We start from the raw sequence: 18,257 nt of genomic DNA on the forward strand, positions 1-18,257 counted from the left end.
CTCCAAACCCAACGAGTATTGTTTCTTTATGTTATATGAATAAATCTAAACTAATTCTTGTTGCGCCCTTGAATTTGGGAATAGGTCATGCAGCGCGATGCACTCCTATTATAAATGCCTTGATAGCGCAGGGCCACACTCCGATCTTAGCTTCCGATGGTTGCGCCTTGGCGTTTTTACGAAAAGAATTCCCTAAACTTGCATGGTTTGAACTGCCTTCATATAATATACATCTTCACGAAAAAGAACGAAATCATAAACAGAAAATAGTATGGGATTCCCCAAGAATACTTAAAGCAATCACAAAAGAAAAAAGGGCTACCAAAAAGTTGTCAAAAGCGCTACAACTAGACGGTATCATTTCAGACACCCGCCTTGGTGTCTACGATAAAAACATACCCTGCGTACTTATGACACATCAGCTGAATGTACTCGCGGGAAACACCAATTGGTTCACTTCAAAAATATATAGGACCATTATTAAAAAATTTACGGAATGCTGGATTCCCGACACAAATGAAAAACCTAATTTATCAGGTAAACTAGGGCATTCAAAGAGCGTAAACCTCCCGATAAAGTATATCGGGATATTAAGCCGTTTAGAGAAGGTAACAACCGTTACAACCTATGACCTTATGGTTTTACTCTCAGGATCGGAACCACAACGCAGTCACTTGGAAACAAAAATTTTGCAAGAACTAAAACTCTTTTCAGGGCGGGTGATGTTCGTAAGAGGCGTGCCAGAGCCTATTCAAAAATCAAAAACCCTCATTACGGAGAAGGCCATAATCAACTACTATAATTTCATGAAGTCGAAAGAGCTGCAAAAGGTGCTCAATGAAAGTAAAATAGTTCTATCGCAACCGGGCTACACTACGTTATTGGATTTAACAAAGTTAGAAAAAAAGACCTATTTTATTCCTACTCCGGGTCAATATGAACAAAAATATTTGGCAAAAAGATTGGAGAAAAACGGTTTAGTGCCCTATAGTAAACAAGACAACTTTAGAATTAAAGATTTAAGCCGAGTAGATTATTTTAGCGGCTTGAGAAACGGTAGCCCAAAAATAGACTACGAGGCATTATTTTTAGTTTTCTCCAATGTAAATGAAAATTCAGAACCGACCCCCTCAACACTCTCAACATAGATTTTTTCGTCATGCCCCTCAATAATATGCTTTACTATTGACAGCCCCAATCCGGAGCCTCCTTCATTTCTACTGCCACTTTTATCGACCCTATAAAAGCGCTCAAAGAGTCGTGGAATATGGTTTTTTGCGATTCCCTCCCCATTATCGGTTACCCTTATAATGACCTTGTTTTTGATTAAATTTTCAACACTGACTTCCGTAGTACCGTCCCTATGCCCATATTTGATCGAGTTGACCAATAAATTGATGAGCACTTGATGTATCTTTTCTTTGTCGGCCTTTACATAGATTGGTTCCTCATAGTCCATATCAAAGGTCAAGACAACCTTTTTTTTCGCGGCTTTCATTTCCAGTTGATCAAAAGCACTTTGAATAAGCTCGACAATATCAAAGTTCTCAAGTTCTAAATGAAGGTCACCAACTTCTAATTTGGTAATTAAATCTAAATCCTTAACAATATAAATAAGTCTTTCTACTCCTTTATTGGCGCGTTGCAGATACTTTTTTCTAATATTTTTATCTTCCATCGCCCCATCTAGAAGAGTTAAAATATATCCCTGAACCGTAAAAAGAGGAGTTTTTAGCTCATGGGAAACATTTCCCAAAAAATCTTTTCGATATTCTTCGCGAATTCGAAGTGTGTCAATTTCTATTTTCTTGTCATGGGCGAACTTTTCTATTTCCGCAGTCAAAGTTCGCATATCGGTATTTATAGTGTCGGAAGTCAAAGAAGACGATTCGAGTAGCGAAACATCATCGTAAATTTTCTTTATTCGCCTATAGATGAATTTTTCAATTCGAATTTGAATAGCAAGAAAAGACAAGAAAAATACAACAATACTCGTAGTGGCAAGCAAATACCAATTGACCATATCAAAAAGCCACAACAACAAGCTCAATACCGGCACAAAAAATATGGTTATCAAAAGTGCAGAACGAAAAGCAAATCGGTATGACTTTTTTAAACGGATAGGCATTATAGGACGAACTTATAACCAACGCCCTTTACGGTCTTAAAGTGGTCATCCCCGATTTTTTCACGCAATTTTCTTATGTGCACATCAATTGTTCGACCTCCGACTACAACTTCGTTGCCCCAAACCTTGTCTAAAATCACCTCCCTTTTAAAAACTTTACTAGGCCTCGAAGTAAGTAGCGCCAAGAGTTCGAATTCTTTTCTTGGGAGTACGATTTCAGTACCATCGTTTATAATCTTATACTCTTCCCGATCAATAACAATGTTACCCACTTTCACAATATCTTCGGCTTGCGGGGTTTCATCTTTCAATCTTCTCAACAATGCTTTTACCTTGCTTACCAAAACCTTGGGCTTTATCGGTTTGGTAATATAGTCGTCAGCACCCGCATCGAAGCCTGCAACTTGCGAATAATCTTCCCCCCTTGCCGTCAGAAAAACAATGATGGTATTCTCGAGACCTGTCGTGTTGCGTATGGTCTCACAGGTTTCGATGCCATCCATTTCAGGCATCATAACATCTAGGATAATCAGATGCGGCTTTTTCTTCTTTGCTTTCGCAACACCTTCAATTCCATTCTTTGCAGTAAATACTTCGTATCCTTCCGAAGAAAGATTATAACTGACAATCTCTAAGATATCGGGCTCGTCATCAACTAATAGTATCTTAATATCCTTCTTTTTCATGAGCGCATTCAAATTGGTTAATCCGCCAAATGTAAAGATAATACTATTATATCAAAGCGGCTTAACGTTCATTTAATGTAGTAACGTTTAGATAACCTTATTGCAATACACATTTAATATATGCGTAATGTGACTTTTACAGTGTCACGGTTTATTTGCAGTGTTTCAAAATAAGGGATTTCCCCCCACACTAAACTAAAATAATAAAACAAACGGAAAATGAAAAAATTAATTTTATCTACACTGACCATCGTCGCCCTAACCCTGACTTCTTGTGGTGACGACGACAAGGTTGCGATAATCGAACCGTTGGCCACTTGTAACGATGGTATTCAAAACCAAGGTGAAACCGGTATCGATTGTGGAGGTCCAAATTGTCAGCCTTGTGGCGGTGACGTATCTGCAACCTGTAATGACGGAATTCAAAACGGTGATGAAACCGATATCGATTTTGGAGGTTCATGTGCACAGATTATTACAGTATCTGGCGAAATCAGCGAAGACACCACATGGGAGGCCAAGAACATTTACATCATCGCCGGAAAAGTTGTTGTAGGCGTAGGAAAAACATTGACCATCGAACCTGGCACTATCATTAAAGGCCAGAAAGGGTCTGGATCTTTGGCGTCAGCTTTGATTGTACAGAGAGATTCTAAGATCAACGCAGAAGGCACGGCAGACAAACCGATCATTTTTACTTCGGAAGATGACAATATCAGTGTTGGCCAGACTGCCGGCACCAATTTAGATGAAAACCAAAGAGGACTTTGGGGCGGTCTTATTGTTTTAGGAAGAGCTTCAGGTTCTTTTAAAGGCGATGTTACCGAAGTTCAAATCGAGGGCATTCCTGCAGATGACACCTTCGGATTATTCGGGCCTGGAGATGCGCTCAACGACGCTGACGATTCAGGTATTTTGAAATATATTTCTATCCGTCATGGGGGAGCGTTAATAGGTGAAGGGAATGAAATTAACGGTCTTACCCTTGGCTCCGTTGGTACTGGCACGACTATAGACAACATAGAGGTCGTAGGCAATGTCGATGATGGTGTCGAGTTCTTTGGCGGAACGGTAAATGCCACCAACATCATGGTTTGGGCACAGGGAGACGATGCCATAGACGTTGACATGGCTTATTCGGGCACTATCGACAATGCCGTATGTGTTGCCGGTAATGAGTCTGACCATGCTTTTGAAATCGACGGCCCGGAAGGTTCGGCCACAGGTGCCTTTATCTTGAGAAACGTATCCATATTCGGAAGTTCGGTAGCTCCCAACGGGGAATATGCCGATTATAGAAGTAATGCGATGGGAACTACCGAGAATATTTATGCCATCGGTTTTCAAGATGGCAAGGATGTAGAATTGGACAACAACCAGGTAGCCCAGAACTATATTGATGGTCTTTTGACATTCGCCGCTTGGGAAGTTGTAGGTTTCGACCATAGTATTTTTTCTGAAAAAGTAGGTTGCTTGTCAAATTGTGATGACGATGATGATAGCAATGATGTCGATGAAACACCTATCATAACTCCAGCATTTACAGAACAAGCCGCTGCATGGACCACCCAAGTAACAGAAGGCGCCGCTACTGTTGGTGCTGACACTTCTCAGTTCTCTTGGACATATGCAAACGCTAAAGCTGGATTAGGATTCTAATACAAGTAAACATAACTAAAACTATTACAATTGCTCGCCATCAAACATGGCGGGCAATTGCTTTGTTGCGATCTAACTACTTATTTAAATGAAAATCAATTATAAAATAATCGTTGTCACCTTACTTCTGGTTCAATCTATCTTCGCCCAAAAAGGAGAAGTAACGGGCAAATTGATCGATGTCGATTTCCAAGACCCTGTCGCTTTTGCCAATATTCTTATCAAGGGCACCACCACGGGAACCACATCAGATTTTGATGGGATATACACCATTCCATTAGATGAAGGCACCTATACCATAACCTACTCTTTCCTAGGTTACAAAACCGTTGAAATCACCGATGTGATCATAAAACCAGGAGAAGTAACTACGGTAGACGTGAGCATGGAAACATTGGCCGAAGGACTGGATGAAGTAGTCGTTTCGGTAAGTGTAAAGAAAAATACAGAAACGGCGGTTCTAGGCATTCAGAAAAAAGCAGTCAACGTATTAGATGGCATCTCTGCAGAGACATTTAAAAAATCAGGTTCAGGCAATGTGGCCAGTGCCATTAAAACCGTACCTGGAGTGTCAGTTCAGGGCGGAAAGTACGTTTATGTACGCGGACTCGGTGACCGATATACCAAATCTATACTTAACGGGGTAGATATTCCCGGTTTGGATCCTGATAGAAACACTATTCAATTGGATATTTTTCCGACCAATATTATCGACAATGTACTGGTACTGAAATCATCTTCTGCAGATCTTCCTGCCGATTTCACAGGAGGCATGGTCAATATTGTAACAAAAGACTATCCCACAAAAAAAGAATACAGCCTTTCATTGAGTGGCACGTACAATCCCGACATGCATTTTAATGGAGACTACCTCGATTATGACGGTGGGGGTTCTGATTTCTTAGGCTTTGACGATGGCACAAGAGACGTTCCCATCAATGAGAATCAAGACATACCCAACACCTACGATTACGACCCTAGGCTTACGACGATCACAAAACAATTCAATCCCGTACTTGGGTCGATGCGCAGCAATAATGGCATGGACTATAGCCTAGGCTTTACCCTTGGCAACCAATTCAATGTAGGAGAAGGGGAAAACCGACTAGGTTTTCTTGCTTCGGTATCCTACAAAAACAGTACAACGTATTATGAAGGTGCAGAAAACAATTTTTATAGAAGAAACTCTGACAAATCTGTATTTGAATTGGAGACCGATAGAACCCAACGAGGCGACATCGGTGAGAACAATGTACTCGTAAGCGGACTATTGGGCACATCGTTCAAGACTGCTCGTTCAAAGTACAAACTGAACCTTCTACATTTACAAAACGGTGAATCTACTGCAGGTGTTTTCAATCAAACCCTCAATTTTTCCGATTTCGTAAATTTTGCCAAAGACAATATCGAATATACACAACGTTCGATTACCAATGCGCTGTTAACGGGCACACATACGAGCGAAGATGCCTCTTGGTTATCGGAATGGGCCCTTTCCCCTACCCTTTCTAAAATTGAGGATAAAGATGTCAGAACAACTTCGTTTCAAGTGGAAGACGGGGTTTATGCAATTGCCCAAAACAACCAGCCAAAAAGAATTTGGCGAGATCTCGAGGAGATCAACGGCGTCGCTAAACTCGATTTTACCAAAAAATACGAACTCGGTCAAAAAGATGCCAAATTAAAATTTGGCGCTTACGGATCTTATAAAACACGTGATTTTAGTATATTGAATTTTGAGATTCAATCCTCGAACTTCCCAACTGTAAATTATGAAGGGGATGCCAACAATATTCTTTTGGAGGAGAACCTATGGACGGTCAGCAACAATTCAGGGTCTCATATCGACCCCGACATTTCAATTTCCGAACCTGCCAACACTTATGAAGCGGCCCAACAAAACATCGCAGGTTATGTTTCCAATGAATTCAAGGTCGGCACCAAGCTAAGAACGATTCTTGGGTTACGAATGGAAAAATTCGAATCTACCTATACCGGAGAAGACAATAAGGATATCAATGACCCGGAAAAGGTGATTTTTGATAATGAAACTATCATAGATGAATTCGATTTCTTCCCAACGGCCAACCTTATCTATGAATTGACAGAACAGGTAAATCTGCGTGGTTCCTATGCCAGAACAACGGCTAGGCCTTCATTTAAAGAAGCTTCTATCGCCAAGATTTTTGATCCACTTTCCAGTAATACGTTCATAGGTAACATAAATTTACAGCCCACTTATATCAATAATTTTGATTTCAGAATCGAATGGTTTGGCGAAAGTGCTGAAATGATTGCCTTAAGCAGCTTTTACAAAAAGTTCAAAGATCCTATAGAACTTACTTATTTCGAATCTTCCACCGATAACTTTCAACCTCAAAACTTGGGAGATGCCGATGTTATCGGTCTCGAGTTCGAAGTGCGAAAAAACCTTGGTTTTATCGCTCCGGTTTTGAGTAATTTGAGTTTCAACGTAAACACCTCGATTATAAAGTCTACTCAAATTTATAGCGATCAAGAAAGAAACCTAAGGGAACTCGGCCTACGGGATGGTCAGACATTGGGCAATGACAGGGAATTGCAGGGTCAATCTCCCTTTTTGATCAATACCGGAATCAATTATGAAGGCGAAGCGAACGGCATGCAAATGGGCCTATTCTACAATGTACAGGGCAAAACCCTGCAAGTAGTAGGTAATGGTTTTGTACCAGATGTTTACACCATGCCCTACCATAATTTGAATTTCAATTTGACCAAGACTTTTGGAGAGAATAACAACCAAAGTATCAATTTCAAAATCGCCAATCTTATGAATGACGATGTAGAAAGTGAATATGAATCTTTTGGCGCTACCAATAAGACTTTTTCCAAAAGAAGTCCGGGGCGGGCATTTTCAATAGGTTATAGCATTAAATTCTAAAGAAAATCTGGTAATTTTATAAAAGCCCCTTACTTAAAAGGGGCTTTTTGCATTTTAACGATTTTATATGTAATCCCAAGAACACCTTCAGTTACGAATGGTGAAAATCCCTATATTTGTGGTATATTTATTGTTATCAATACTTTATGAAGCAACTCTACCTCGTACTTTTTTTTCTTTTTATTGCTGCCGCTTATGGTCAAGACACCAAAAGTAGAGGTGATATTGATGGCTTTAAGCTCTACCCGAATCCGGTTACCAGTGGAAAGATTTACATAAATACCACAGCAAAAGCCCCCAAGAAAATTTTAATTTTTGATGTATTGGGTATTCAAGTTTTGGAAACCACTATTTTAGGAACGGAATTGAATCTCTCCGATTTAGACGCCGGGGTTTATGTTCTGCGGGTATTGGAAAAAGATAAAGTTGCGACCCGAAAATTAATCGTAAAGTAGCACTTGCCTATTTTAATGATTGCCTACACCTTTTGACAAAGTGCAGAAAAAGCCGATGAACAGTATGGGCATTACACGTATACCTACAATTTAATTCATTTCACAACATTATTTCCGAGTAAAAAGTGTCTTTGGTTATCTTTAAAGTATTGATCCCAAGTCGATACCAAATGAAACTAACCAGCCTTATATTCTTTATCGTATTTTCTATTGGTCTATCTGCCCAAGAAACAGCAACTATTCAAGGCCAAACCTATAACGAACCGACAAGACTGACCGTATACCCTAACCCGGTCTTCGACGATGTAGTGCACGTAACCACACACTTAGCAACACCCAAAGAAATCGCTATCTACGATGTGTTCGGAAAAATAGTTCTAACTGACAGAATCACTACCAACACCTTAAACATCTCAAAGCTGACCCCTGGTGTCTACGTATTACAGGTAGTTCAAAACAAAAAAACCTTGACCCGAAAATTAGTAGTAAAGTAGTATATTCAAATTGGCTATTTTTGGGCCATGGTAAATACTCAAGATATTTTTGCTATTTCCTCGCCTACCGAATTTAAAGCTGTAGCGCTCGATGTATTTCACCAGCAATACCTGCACAACCCTATTTATCGCAAATTCTGTAATCTTTTAAAGACAAACCGAGAGACAATCAATAGCATTGAAAACATCCCCTTTTTACCTATTGAATTTTTTAAGACAAAAAAAATAATGACGGGGGACATCAAGGAGAACCTGATATTCACGAGTAGTGGTACTACCGGAAGCCATGTAAGCAAACACTTTGTAAGTGATATAACGATCTACCAAAAAAGTTACAAAACCGCGTTCGAACATTTTTATGGCCCCATCTCCAATTATTGTGTTTTGGCATTGCTCCCATCGTATTTAGAGCGGGAAGGTTCTTCATTAATATATATGGTCGACGATCTGATAAAGAAAAGCCGACATACCGATAGTGGATTCTATCTAAAAAACACATCCCAATTAAAAAATAAGCTTATAGCCCTTGATTCCCAGGGCACCAAAATACTTTTGATCGGGGTTTCTTTTGCGCTTCTAGATTTAGTCGAGAAGCACCAGTTTCAGTTGAAAAATACCATTATAATGGAAACGGGAGGTATGAAGGGCCGTCGAAAGGAAATGGTTCGGGAAGAACTGCATGAAACACTCAAAAAGGGATTTGGGGTTTCTGATATTCATTCGGAATATGGTATGACCGAATTATTGTCTCAAGCATATTCGCAGGGCGAAGGTATTTTTAAGACGCCGTCATGGATGAAGGTTTTGACCCGTGATACGGAAGACCCCTTGACCCTACAAAGCCCAGGAAAAACAGGGGGAATCAATATTATTGATTTGGCCAATGTAAACGCTTGCGCCTTTATTGCCACCCAAGACTTGGGCAAGGTTTACGAAAATGGAGATTTTGAAGTCTTGGGTCGTTTTGACCACTCCGATATTCGTGGATGCAACTTGATGGTACTTTGACCGGTTTTTCCCTAGAGTCCTAAAATCTTGGCATCTACAAAAAACGTAGAATTAACATCCAATTCATGATCCTGGTTTATCACTTCATCGGTTACCGTATTCAAACGTAGGTTGAACTTGTCTTTTTTGATATATTCCTTTAAATCCATGTCGGAAGTATCAAGTTGAAGTTTGTTACTAGTGGTTTCAGGAACATCGTCCATCCAGGCAATTTTAATTTCTTCAACATCTTCTGCAGAAATATAGACTTCTATCGATTCAAGAAAGCTAAAATCGGCCGCATCGGGAGAGGTGATCGTCAATTCAAGCTTCTTTAATTGAATTTCCTCGATCAGGTCTTTACGCGTATCGTTTACCTCAAATTCAGATTCTGAGTTTGTTTCCGTTTCCGGAGTATATATATCAAAGGGCAAGTTTATACCTGTGGTTGACGGAATAACGACCGTTTGATCGTATTCGATATCGAACTTGGTCAATTCATCAATTTTATCACAACCTGTTAAAATTGCGAAAACGGCTAGAATCAAAAAATAATTGCGCATAGTAGGTTTCTTGTAAATCATATGTACTACTAACGTGACAAGACGGAAAATATTTGGTCAAAAAACAAAAAAGACAGCGTAGGTGCACTGTCGCAACCGCGCCCTTAAACAATCAAGATTTTAATGCTATAAAATTTGAGTAATTACTGTGCAGTCAAAACAAAATAATTCTTTTTACCTCGCTGCAAGAGTACAAATTTACCGTTGATCAAATCAGCAGTTGAAATAAGATAATCTTCTTTGACCTTTTCTTTATTCACCGAAATCGAATTCTGTTTCAATTCTCGTCGTGCCTCTCCATTAGAACCAAGGAAACCCGTCTTTGCGGCCAAGGCTCCAATCATATCAAGCCCGTTTTCCAATTCAGATTTCGGAATTTCGGCTTGTGGCACACCATCGAATACATCTAGAAAGGTCTTTTCATCCAATTTCTTCAAGTCTTCGGAGGTCGATTTTCCAAAAAGTATGGCACTTGCCTGAACGGCATTATCTAAATCTTCCTGCGAATGCACCATCACGGTAATTTCTTCGGCTAAACGCTTCTGTACGATTCGAAGATGTGGTGCTTTTTCATGTTCTTCAATCAGCCCCTCTATTTCTTCCTTTGATAAAAACGTGAAAATTTTAATGTATTTCACGGCATCTTCATCCGAGGTATTCAACCAGTACTGGTAAAATTTATACGGGGACGTTCGTTGCGAGTCTAACCAAACATTACCGCTTTCAGTCTTACCAAATTTAGTGCCATCGGCCTTCGTAATCAACGGACAGGTCAAGGCGTAACCTTTTCCTCCGCCAATACGACGAATTAGTTCTGTACCCGTCGTAATGTTGCCCCATTGATCACTACCACCCATTTGCAAAGTACAATCGTTCTCCTGATATAGGTGTAAAAAATCATACCCTTGCACCAACTGATAGGTGAATTCGGTAAATGACATGCCTTCTTTGGCCTCGGCGGACAAGCGCTTTTTCACTGAATCTTTCGCCATCATATAATTTACGGTAATGTGCTTACCGACATCACGAATAAAATCAAGAAAGGAAAAATCTTTCATCCAATCGTAATTGTTCACCAATACCGCTGCATTGGCCTCATCAGAATCAAAATCTAAAAATCTCGACAGTTGACCTTTTAACGCATCTTGATTATGTCGCAATGTTTTTTCATCTAAAAGGTTACGTTCCGATGATTTGCCAGAAGGGTCTCCGATCATTCCCGTAGCACCGCCTACCAAAGCATATGGTTTGTGCCCGGCCAATTGAAAATGGCGTAGCATCATAACCCCGACCAAATGACCAATATGCAAAGAGTCTGCCGTGGGATCTATACCCACGTAAGCCGATTGCATATCTTTTAACAAATGTTCTTCCGTGCCGGGCATGGCATCATGCAACATACCCCTCCATTTTAATTCTGCTACAAAATTTGTCGCCATTGGTTTCTATTCTTTTAATAATCGCTGCAAATATAAGGCAAATCAGGAGCTTTGTCTTGAAGAACACCCGAATTTATCCATCTCATTTGGCTAAATTAGCACCATGATTTTAGTAACTGGTGGTACGGGTTTGGTGGGTTCACATCTACTGTTGCAATTGGTCAGGTCGGGATTTGCCGTGCGCGCAACCTATCGCCAGAACAGCAACTTAAAAAGAGTCGAAAAAATATTCGCTTACTATGAACAAAAAAGCGAAGAGCTTTTCGGCAAAATCGAATGGATTTTGGCCGACCTTAATGACATACCCGGCATGGAAACGGCATTTCAAGACATTACACATGTTTATCACTGTGCCGCATTAATTTCTTTCGACCCCAAAGATTATGACATACTACATAATACTAATACACTAGGTACTGCCAACCTAGTTAATTTATGCCTTGCCAACAATATTGAAAAATTATGTCATGTAAGCACTATTGGCGCCATTGGCAAAAGCGTGAACGGCAACTCAGCTACCGAAGAAAATGAATGGGTCGAAGAAGACATTAATGTCTATGCCTTGACGAAGCATGCTGCAGAAATGGAGGTATGGCGTGGTTCGCAAGAAGGGCTTCCTGTAATAATCGTCAATCCCGGAGTAATTGTAGGGCCGGGTTTTTGGGAAGAAGGCAGTGGCAATCTCTTTACCACGGCAAGCAAGGGCTATTCCTATTTCCCTCCTGGCGGAACCGGCTTTATAACCATTGGAGATTTAATTCGAATCATGACCGGGCTTATGGACTCTTCCTTAGTAAACCAACGCTACATTACCGTTGCCGAAAACATCACTTTTGAAACCATGTTGGGTCTGCTCACCAAGTATTTGGGCAAACCGAAACCCACTAAAAAACTTGCTTTTTGGCAGCTTCATATCGGTCGAATTTTCGATATGTTTTTTTGTTTTTTTACTGGAAGGAGAAGGCGTATTACCAAAAATTCGATAAAATCATTAAAAACCCGGGGTACTTATGACAATACTAAAATCAAAAAGGAATTGAACTTTGAATTTGAGCCTTTAGAGAAAACGATACAGTTCTGTTGCACTCGATTTATTGAAGAGAATCTTTGATTTTTTTTACGGAAGATTTAGATTTCGCGTCAGCACTCTTTTTTGCCGCGGCCAAACTATCGTTCAATTGTCTTGCCTCTTCCAAGCGTTTTGATTCGTCTTCCAATTGTTGCTCCACCTCCGTGTAAATTGACTCGTATTCTCCCCCTGGCAAAGAAGCATAGTACGTATCACTTTGGGTAAATTGAATACTATCTATTCCGTATTTTTCAAATACATAGGTTGTCGGTTCGATATCGTTTTCCCTTAAAACGACAATATTCGTGTTCTTTGCAGCATTGGCTAGCGCCAAATCTTTTAACACCTCGACCATTTTGTCCCTGGCAATCAGATTTTCGGGCTTGTCAATAAGTTTTTCATTGCAAGAAAAAAACAACGTAAAAAAACCAAAAAGAAGTATCTTATTTAAGCTCATCGATCGAATGTTAGTCGCTGGCCAAATCGCCCTACCGAAAATATACCATTGTCGTAGGCCAAATGCCCGTTTACAAAAGTATGTGTTATTTTCGACCCAAAGGTTTTTCCTTCAAATGGAGACCAGCCACACTTAGAGGCTACATTGCCCTGTTCTACCTCCCAAGGACTCTTCAAATCTACAACGGTCAAATCGGCGCAATACCCTTCCCTTATAAAACCTCGTTTTTTTACTTGAAAAAGAATAGCGGGATTGTGGCACATTTTCTCGGCAATTTTTTCCAAAGATATAATGCCCTCATGGTATTTTTCCAACATGGCCGGCAACGCATGTTGCACCAAAGGGCCACCTGAAGGCGCTTTCGTATATATATTATTCTTCTCTTCCCAAGTGTGCGGCGCGTGGTCGGTCGCTACCACATCAATACGATCATCAAGTAGGGCATCCCACAGCAACCTTCTATCTTCCGCAGTTTTTACCGCCGGATTCCATTTTATAAGCGTGCCCAAACTATCGTAATCCGCATCGGAAAACCAAAGATGATGAATACACACCTCCGCCGTTATTTTTTTCTCCACCAAAGGAATGTCATTACGAAATAAATCTGTCTCTATACCTGTTGAAACGTGAAAGACATGAAGGCGAGCACCCGTTTTCTGGGCTAATGCTATTGCTTTTGAAGAAGACAAATAGCAAGCCTCGGCACTTCGAACCAGTGGATGACATTTAATAGGAATATCATCACCATATTGCCTTTTATATTTTTCAAGATTCTGCTTGATTGTCGTCTCATCTTCGCAATGCGCCGAAATAACCATTTCAGTACTGCTAAAAATCTTTTCAATAACCGCTTCATCATCGACGAGCATGTTCCCTGTCGATGATCCCAGAAACAATTTCACTCCCGAACAAGCATTTTTGTCCAATCGTTTTAACTCTTCCAAATTATCATTGGTGCCCCCGAACAAAAAAGAGTAGTTCGCATACGAGGTTTCTCTTGCCCTCTCGAACTTTTCTTCCAACTTTTCAATGGTAGTTGTCTGGGGGATGGTGTTCGGCTGCTCCATAAACGAGGTAATACCTCCAGCAATGGCCGCGCGACTTTCAGAAACAATATCGCCTTTGTGGGTAAGACCGGGTTCCCTAAAATGTACCTGATCGTCAATTACACCCGGAAAAACGTGCTTGCCCTTCACATCAATTACTTGGGCATTGGGTTCAATAATATGCCTATCCAGTTCCTGAATAACCCCATCACCTAATAGTATATCACTTTCGTATACGCGGCCTTCATTAACTATTACCGCATTTTTAATCAATGTTTTCCTCATGCTTAAAATTTACTTTTCTGGAAAAGACTCCGCATTTTCATCATAAAAACCCCATAAATGGCCTCACTAACAATAGAGGAACTCATTTTCGATTTGCCCCTTACCCTGTCACGGAAAATAATCGAGACTTCTTGAATCTTGTAATTTTTAAGATAAGCCCTGAATTTCATTTCAATTTGAAATGCATACCCCACAAAACGCACTGAATCTAAATCAATTGTCTCGAGAACACGACGCCTATAACAAACAAAACCAGCAGTAGGATCATGAACGCGCATACCTGTAATCATCTTTACATAAAATGATGCACCATATGATAACAAAACACGATATAATGGCCAATCTACAACATTCACGCCCTTTTTGTAACGCGACCCAACAGACACATCGGCACCATCGGCACAGGCAAGATATAAGCGTTGCAAGTCTTCAGGATTATGTGAGAAATCGGCATCCATTTCAAAAATATAATCATATTTTCTGGCGATGGCCCACTTAAACCCGTGAATGTACGCCGTACCTAAACCAGATTTTTCTTTTCTCACTTCAAGAAATAGGTTGTCAGGAAACTCTTTTTGCATATTCCTTACCTGAGATGCCGTACCATCAGGAGAATTGTCGTCAACAATCAACACATGAAAACGCTTCTCCAGTTTAAAAACAGCTTGTATAATAGCCTCGACATTTTCAATTTCGTTGTAAGTAGGAATTATAACTAAACTGTCTGACATTGATCGATTTGAATTTTAGCAAAAATAGTGTTTTCCAAACTTGACAAAGAAGACATTTTTGTGATTTAGCATTTTTTTTGGTCACTTTCGCGGGCATTTAGATTATAAATATATTAAAACGCATAGAATTTGTAATTTTGACGCCAAAGATCAAACTTGGCTCTTTCCTAAAAACGACAATCTCGGATTTGTAGGCAAACAAAAGAGTTAAATGGGTTCAAATCAACAAACGAGAATGCCGTTGAAATTACCAAAACTATTTTTATACTTTTTGGGCGCCATTTTGGCCATCAATCTGTTGCAGTCCCATTTTACCGAACTTATTTTTGACGAAGCCTATTATTGGCATTATGCTCAAAAAATGGCATGGGGCTATTTCGACCATCCTCCAATGGTAGCCCTTTTGATACGATTGAGCAGCTACTTTTTTGATGGGGAACTAGGTGTTCGTTTTATGAGCTGCCTACTATCAGCCGGCACGTTAGTATTGTTATGGCTAATGATCGACAATCCAAAAAAACGCGATTTCGTACCGCATTTTTTTATTTTGACCTTCTCCATGACCCTGCTGAATGCTTACGGTTTCTTTACGTTGCCCGACACACCTCTATTATTTTTCGCTGCCCTTTTCTTGTGGGCCTATAAAAAATTCATCGCCAATGCAACCGCACTATCGGCGATTTTTTTAGGTGTTATGATGGCCGCTTTAATGTACAGTAAGTATCATGCTGTTTTGGTCATTCTCTTCGTGTCGCTTTCAAATTTAGCATTGCTGAAAAACAAATATGCATGGTTAGCGGTGATGGTTGCGCTTCTGAGTTACTCCCCGCACTTTTTATGGCTGTACGAAAATGATTTCGTCTCTATAAAATACCACCTCTTTGAAAGGCCCAATGGTGCTTATGACTTTAATAAATATACACTAGGATTTTTCGTTAATCTCGTCGCTATTTTCGGGTTGACTTTCCCATGGGTCTATAAATCACTTTTTAAAACCAAACCTTCATCACTTTTCACAAAGGGCCTGCTGTATCTAACCTATGGTGTAATTCTGTTTTTTTTCATATCTAGTTTTAACCGCCGGGTGCAAACACAGTGGATTATTATAATATCCATTCCTTTGGTCATAATCGTTTTCAATTATATGTTGGAGAACGCCAGCGCGAGAAAATGGATTTACCGAATGGGAATCGTAAATTGTGTAATTTTAATATTCCTGCGTCTTGGCCTCGTTTACGAGCCTTTATTTCCGGTTTTTTATGAAACGCACGGTAATAAACAATTTACCAATGAAATACGCTCGAAAGCAGGCGACATTCCCATTGTTTTTGAAAATTCGTATAGAAATGCACCTATGCATGCTTTCTATTCGGGAAACCCCACCTATTCACTCAACAACATACATTACAGAAGGAATCAATATTCTATAGATAGTTCAGAGTATGAAGTACAACATAAAAAGATTATGTATATCTCTAAATATGCCAAAAGTGGGGATGCTTCTTTCACAAGAATCAACGGGACTATTTATCACGGCCGATTTATCGATGATTTTGAATCGTTTAGAAAATTGAGGTGTTTCATTATTGAAGAAGCACCACTCTCATTTGCTGTCGAAAAAACAATCAATTTCAAAGTATTCAACCCGTACGACGACAACATTCCTATTGAAAAAATAAAATTCGGCTTGGCCTACCTCAATAGTCACAAACAGGTGAAAGAAGTATTGCCGATCAAGGTCGATCCAACCAATAAAAATATTCTAACCTTAAAATCAAATGATACTACGAATTTTACGTTTAGATTACCAAAACCCAACATGAAGAATCCCGGTTATTTTAGAATTGGAATTTCAGAGAATGGGCTGAACTACGGACTCAATGGAGAAAACATCAAATTAAAGCAATAATGGAGCCTATTTTAAGAGCTGTCCCCACTGCTGATTGGATGACCATGCTCATATTCGGTAGTTTATTATTCTTGGTTATTGCCAAAGGGTTGTTTTATACCAGATTCATGAATTTCATCATACTGCCTTTCAACAACAAATACATTTTTATGTATAACAAGAAGGAAAAGCTATTGAACTGGTTTCATATTTTCTTCACAATCTTCATGATTTCTAACTTTTCGCTATTTGTTTTCTTATCATGGCGCACATTTTTTCAACCTGAATACACTTCCTACCCATTTATATTTCCTATTATTCTCGGAGGACTATTACTCTTTCTCCTTGTTAAAATATTCTTACAATTAGGCAATGGTTTTATATTCAATGCGAACAAGGTTATTAGCGACTTGATTTTTAAAAAACTTTCCTACTTGAACCACAGTGGCATTATAATGCTTTTAGCCAATATTATCCTTTGTTATATCGCAAAGGATTCAAAAATTGTGATTTATACTAGTGCATCCCTAATAATTTTAATAAACGGAATCGGCTGGGTTACAACAGTAAAGAATCATCAAAAATTCATTACAAACAACTTTTTCTATTTTATTTTGTACCTTTGCGCTCTTGAAATTGCGCCGTTCATTATTGTCGCAAGCTATCTAACAGACTAGGTTTTATGAAAGTAAAAACGATTTTGGTTTCGCAGCCCGAACCAAAAATGGAAAATTCTCCTTATTCAAAACTTATTGACAAGGAGAAAGTAAAAGTTGATTTCAGGCCTTTTATTCACGTAGAGGCCGTTGATGCTAAAAATGTACGCCAACAGAAGATCGATCTTAAAAATTATTCGGCCATCATTTTAACTAGCAGAAACGCAGTAGATCATTTTTTTAGAATTGCAGAAGAAATGCGCTTCAAGGTTCCTGATAGCATGAAATATTTTTGTCAATCAGAAGCTGTGGCCTATTATCTTCAAAAATATGTAGTCTATCGAAAACGCAAGATCTACGTTGGTAAAAGAGTTTTCCAGGATTTATTGCCGATGTTCAAAAAGTATAAGAATGAAAAATTCTTGCTTCCTTCATCAGATGCTTTAAAACCAGAAATTCCTGAAATATTAGACGAAACAGGTGTTTCATGGACTCGTGGAATCTTTTACAGGACGGTCATCAGTGATCTTTCCGACCTGCGCAACGTTTATTATGACGTACTGGTGTTCTTTAGTCCTTCGGGCATAGAATCACTGCTTAAGAATTTTCCTGATTTCGAACAAAACGATACGCGTATTGCCGTATTTGGAAATTCTACCGTAGACGCGGCCCAAGAAGCGGGTCTTCGAATCGACATTAAAGCGCCAACGCCCGAAACACCTTCGATGACAATGGCACTTCAAAAGTACATTAACCAAGCGAACAAGAAATAGTTCGGCTTATACGTTTCCAAA

Annotated in this window: 17 protein-coding genes; 10 read left to right on the forward strand and 7 right to left on the reverse strand. The window is 39.5% G+C overall.

Annotated elements, in window-relative coordinates:
* The first annotated feature begins 35 nt into the window (after nucleotides 1-35).
* The gene (locus AACZ88_RS05185) at nucleotides 36-1,148 is read left to right on the forward strand and encodes a glycosyltransferase (protein WP_339707185.1); all 1,113 of its coding nucleotides are present in this window, start codon (nucleotides 36-38) and stop codon (nucleotides 1,146-1,148) included.
* Here the strand turns inward: AACZ88_RS05185 and AACZ88_RS05190 are convergent.
* Nucleotides 1,073-2,128 (reverse strand): ATP-binding protein, encoded by a 1,056-nt coding sequence (locus AACZ88_RS05190; protein WP_339707188.1) that lies wholly within the window; start codon nucleotides 2,126-2,128, stop codon nucleotides 1,073-1,075. The two genes, AACZ88_RS05185 and AACZ88_RS05190, sit on opposite strands and share 76 nt — an antisense overlap.
* A complete protein-coding gene (locus AACZ88_RS05195) occupies nucleotides 2,128-2,814 on the reverse strand; it encodes a response regulator transcription factor (RefSeq protein WP_339707190.1) in 687 nt (228 codons plus the stop codon). The genes AACZ88_RS05190 and AACZ88_RS05195 overlap by 1 nt, the downstream gene beginning before the upstream one ends.
* A gap of 219 nt (nucleotides 2,815-3,033) precedes the next feature.
* On the opposite strand from AACZ88_RS05195, the gene AACZ88_RS05200 reads away from it, so the two are divergent.
* From AACZ88_RS05200 to AACZ88_RS05220, 5 genes are all read left to right on the forward strand, one after another.
* Nucleotides 3,034-4,473: a hypothetical protein gene (locus tag AACZ88_RS05200; protein WP_339707193.1), complete on the forward strand. Its 1,440-nt coding sequence runs from the start codon at nucleotides 3,034-3,036 to the stop codon at nucleotides 4,471-4,473.
* A gap of 88 nt (nucleotides 4,474-4,561) precedes the next feature.
* A complete protein-coding gene (locus AACZ88_RS05205; RefSeq protein ID WP_339707196.1) occupies nucleotides 4,562-7,393 on the forward strand; it encodes a TonB-dependent receptor in 2,832 nt (943 codons plus the stop codon).
* Between the two features lie 146 nt (nucleotides 7,394-7,539).
* A complete protein-coding gene (locus AACZ88_RS05210; protein WP_339707199.1) occupies nucleotides 7,540-7,848 on the forward strand; it encodes a T9SS type A sorting domain-containing protein in 309 nt (102 codons plus the stop codon).
* Between the two features lie 170 nt (nucleotides 7,849-8,018).
* On the forward strand, nucleotides 8,019-8,342 hold the full coding sequence (locus AACZ88_RS05215) for a T9SS type A sorting domain-containing protein (protein ID WP_339707202.1): 324 nt from the start codon (nucleotides 8,019-8,021) through the stop codon (nucleotides 8,340-8,342).
* 27 nt (nucleotides 8,343-8,369) lie between these two features.
* Entirely contained in the window at nucleotides 8,370-9,350 is a 981-nt protein-coding gene (locus AACZ88_RS05220; protein ID WP_339707205.1) for an acyl transferase, read from the forward strand.
* A gap of 11 nt (nucleotides 9,351-9,361) precedes the next feature.
* Here the strand turns inward: AACZ88_RS05220 and AACZ88_RS05225 are convergent, their stop codons facing one another.
* Both AACZ88_RS05225 and tyrS read right to left on the reverse strand, forming a co-directional pair.
* Nucleotides 9,362-9,892 carry a hypothetical protein gene (locus AACZ88_RS05225; protein ID WP_339707208.1) on the reverse strand — a complete coding sequence of 177 codons (531 nt, stop codon included), beginning with the start codon at nucleotides 9,890-9,892 and terminating at the stop codon, nucleotides 9,362-9,364.
* Between the two features lie 143 nt (nucleotides 9,893-10,035).
* Nucleotides 10,036-11,331: a tyrosine--tRNA ligase gene (gene tyrS, locus AACZ88_RS05230; protein WP_339707211.1), complete on the reverse strand. Its 1,296-nt coding sequence runs from the start codon at nucleotides 11,329-11,331 to the stop codon at nucleotides 10,036-10,038.
* 103 nt (nucleotides 11,332-11,434) lie between these two features.
* On the opposite strand from tyrS, the gene AACZ88_RS05235 reads away from it, so the two are divergent.
* Nucleotides 11,435-12,442: an SDR family oxidoreductase gene (locus AACZ88_RS05235; protein WP_339707214.1), complete on the forward strand. Its 1,008-nt coding sequence runs from the start codon at nucleotides 11,435-11,437 to the stop codon at nucleotides 12,440-12,442.
* Here the strand turns inward: AACZ88_RS05235 and AACZ88_RS05240 are convergent.
* Genes AACZ88_RS05240 through AACZ88_RS05250 form a run of 3 tightly spaced genes read right to left on the reverse strand, consistent with a single transcriptional unit; the run spans nucleotide 12,423 to nucleotide 14,919 of the window.
* Nucleotides 12,423-12,857 (reverse strand): DUF4296 domain-containing protein, encoded by a 435-nt coding sequence (locus AACZ88_RS05240; protein ID WP_339707217.1) that lies wholly within the window; start codon nucleotides 12,855-12,857, stop codon nucleotides 12,423-12,425. The two genes, AACZ88_RS05235 and AACZ88_RS05240, sit on opposite strands and share 20 nt — an antisense overlap.
* The gene (locus tag AACZ88_RS05245; RefSeq protein WP_339707220.1) at nucleotides 12,854-14,188 is read right to left on the reverse strand and encodes a dihydroorotase; all 1,335 of its coding nucleotides are present in this window, start codon (nucleotides 14,186-14,188) and stop codon (nucleotides 12,854-12,856) included. Before AACZ88_RS05245 ends, AACZ88_RS05240 begins: the two co-directional genes overlap by 4 nt.
* A gap of 2 nt (nucleotides 14,189-14,190) precedes the next feature.
* The gene (locus AACZ88_RS05250) at nucleotides 14,191-14,919 is read right to left on the reverse strand and encodes a polyprenol monophosphomannose synthase (RefSeq protein WP_339707223.1); all 729 of its coding nucleotides are present in this window, start codon (nucleotides 14,917-14,919) and stop codon (nucleotides 14,191-14,193) included.
* Nucleotides 14,920-15,154: 235 nt separating this feature from the next.
* Here AACZ88_RS05250 and AACZ88_RS05255 point away from each other — a divergent pair, with 235 nt between their 5' ends.
* The 3 genes from AACZ88_RS05255 to AACZ88_RS05265 are packed head-to-tail and all read left to right on the forward strand — an operon-like array spanning nucleotide 15,155 to nucleotide 18,236.
* Nucleotides 15,155-16,828, forward strand: a complete 1,674-nt coding sequence (locus AACZ88_RS05255; RefSeq protein ID WP_339707225.1) for a glycosyltransferase family 39 protein — start codon at nucleotides 15,155-15,157, stop codon at nucleotides 16,826-16,828.
* Between the two features lie 44 nt (nucleotides 16,829-16,872).
* Complete coding sequence (locus AACZ88_RS05260) at nucleotides 16,873-17,484, forward strand: DUF4271 domain-containing protein (protein WP_339708211.1); 612 nt, start codon at nucleotides 16,873-16,875, stop codon at nucleotides 17,482-17,484.
* 5 nt (nucleotides 17,485-17,489) lie between these two features.
* The gene (locus tag AACZ88_RS05265) at nucleotides 17,490-18,236 is read left to right on the forward strand and encodes a uroporphyrinogen-III synthase (protein WP_339707227.1); all 747 of its coding nucleotides are present in this window, start codon (nucleotides 17,490-17,492) and stop codon (nucleotides 18,234-18,236) included.
* Nucleotides 18,237-18,257: the final 21 nt, after the last annotated feature.

This window comes from uncultured Kriegella sp. (assembly GCF_963975415.1).
GTDB lineage: Bacteria > Bacteroidota > Bacteroidia > Flavobacteriales > Flavobacteriaceae > Kriegella.

Excerpts from the sequence above, each read along its gene's own strand:
- AACZ88_RS05245 (WP_339707220.1), bottom strand. The coding sequence starts at position 14,188 with ATGAGGAAAACATTGATTAAAAATGCGGTAATAGTTAATGAAGGCCGC.
- AACZ88_RS05190 (WP_339707188.1), bottom strand. The coding sequence starts at position 2,128 with ATGCCTATCCGTTTAAAAAAGTCATACCGATTTGCTTTTCGTTCTGCA.
- tyrS (WP_339707211.1), bottom strand. The coding sequence starts at position 11,331 with ATGGCGACAAATTTTGTAGCAGAATTAAAATGGAGGGGTATGTTGCAT.
- AACZ88_RS05220 (WP_339707205.1), top strand. The coding sequence starts at position 8,370 with ATGGTAAATACTCAAGATATTTTTGCTATTTCCTCGCCTACCGAATTT.
- AACZ88_RS05240 (WP_339707217.1), bottom strand. The coding sequence starts at position 12,857 with ATGAGCTTAAATAAGATACTTCTTTTTGGTTTTTTTACGTTGTTTTTT.
- AACZ88_RS05225 (WP_339707208.1), bottom strand. The coding sequence starts at position 9,892 with ATGCGCAATTATTTTTTGATTCTAGCCGTTTTCGCAATTTTAACAGGT.
- AACZ88_RS05210 (WP_339707199.1), top strand. The coding sequence starts at position 7,540 with ATGAAGCAACTCTACCTCGTACTTTTTTTTCTTTTTATTGCTGCCGCT.
- AACZ88_RS05255 (WP_339707225.1), top strand. The coding sequence starts at position 15,155 with ATGCCGTTGAAATTACCAAAACTATTTTTATACTTTTTGGGCGCCATT.
- AACZ88_RS05215 (WP_339707202.1), top strand. The coding sequence starts at position 8,019 with ATGAAACTAACCAGCCTTATATTCTTTATCGTATTTTCTATTGGTCTA.
- AACZ88_RS05235 (WP_339707214.1), top strand. The coding sequence starts at position 11,435 with ATGATTTTAGTAACTGGTGGTACGGGTTTGGTGGGTTCACATCTACTG.
- AACZ88_RS05205 (WP_339707196.1), top strand. The coding sequence starts at position 4,562 with ATGAAAATCAATTATAAAATAATCGTTGTCACCTTACTTCTGGTTCAA.
- AACZ88_RS05260 (WP_339708211.1), top strand. The coding sequence starts at position 16,873 with ATGCTCATATTCGGTAGTTTATTATTCTTGGTTATTGCCAAAGGGTTG.
- AACZ88_RS05250 (WP_339707223.1), bottom strand. The coding sequence starts at position 14,919 with ATGTCAGACAGTTTAGTTATAATTCCTACTTACAACGAAATTGAAAAT.
- AACZ88_RS05185 (WP_339707185.1), top strand. The coding sequence starts at position 36 with ATGAATAAATCTAAACTAATTCTTGTTGCGCCCTTGAATTTGGGAATA.
- AACZ88_RS05200 (WP_339707193.1), top strand. The coding sequence starts at position 3,034 with ATGAAAAAATTAATTTTATCTACACTGACCATCGTCGCCCTAACCCTG.
- AACZ88_RS05265 (WP_339707227.1), top strand. The coding sequence starts at position 17,490 with ATGAAAGTAAAAACGATTTTGGTTTCGCAGCCCGAACCAAAAATGGAA.
- AACZ88_RS05195 (WP_339707190.1), bottom strand. The coding sequence starts at position 2,814 with ATGAAAAAGAAGGATATTAAGATACTATTAGTTGATGACGAGCCCGAT.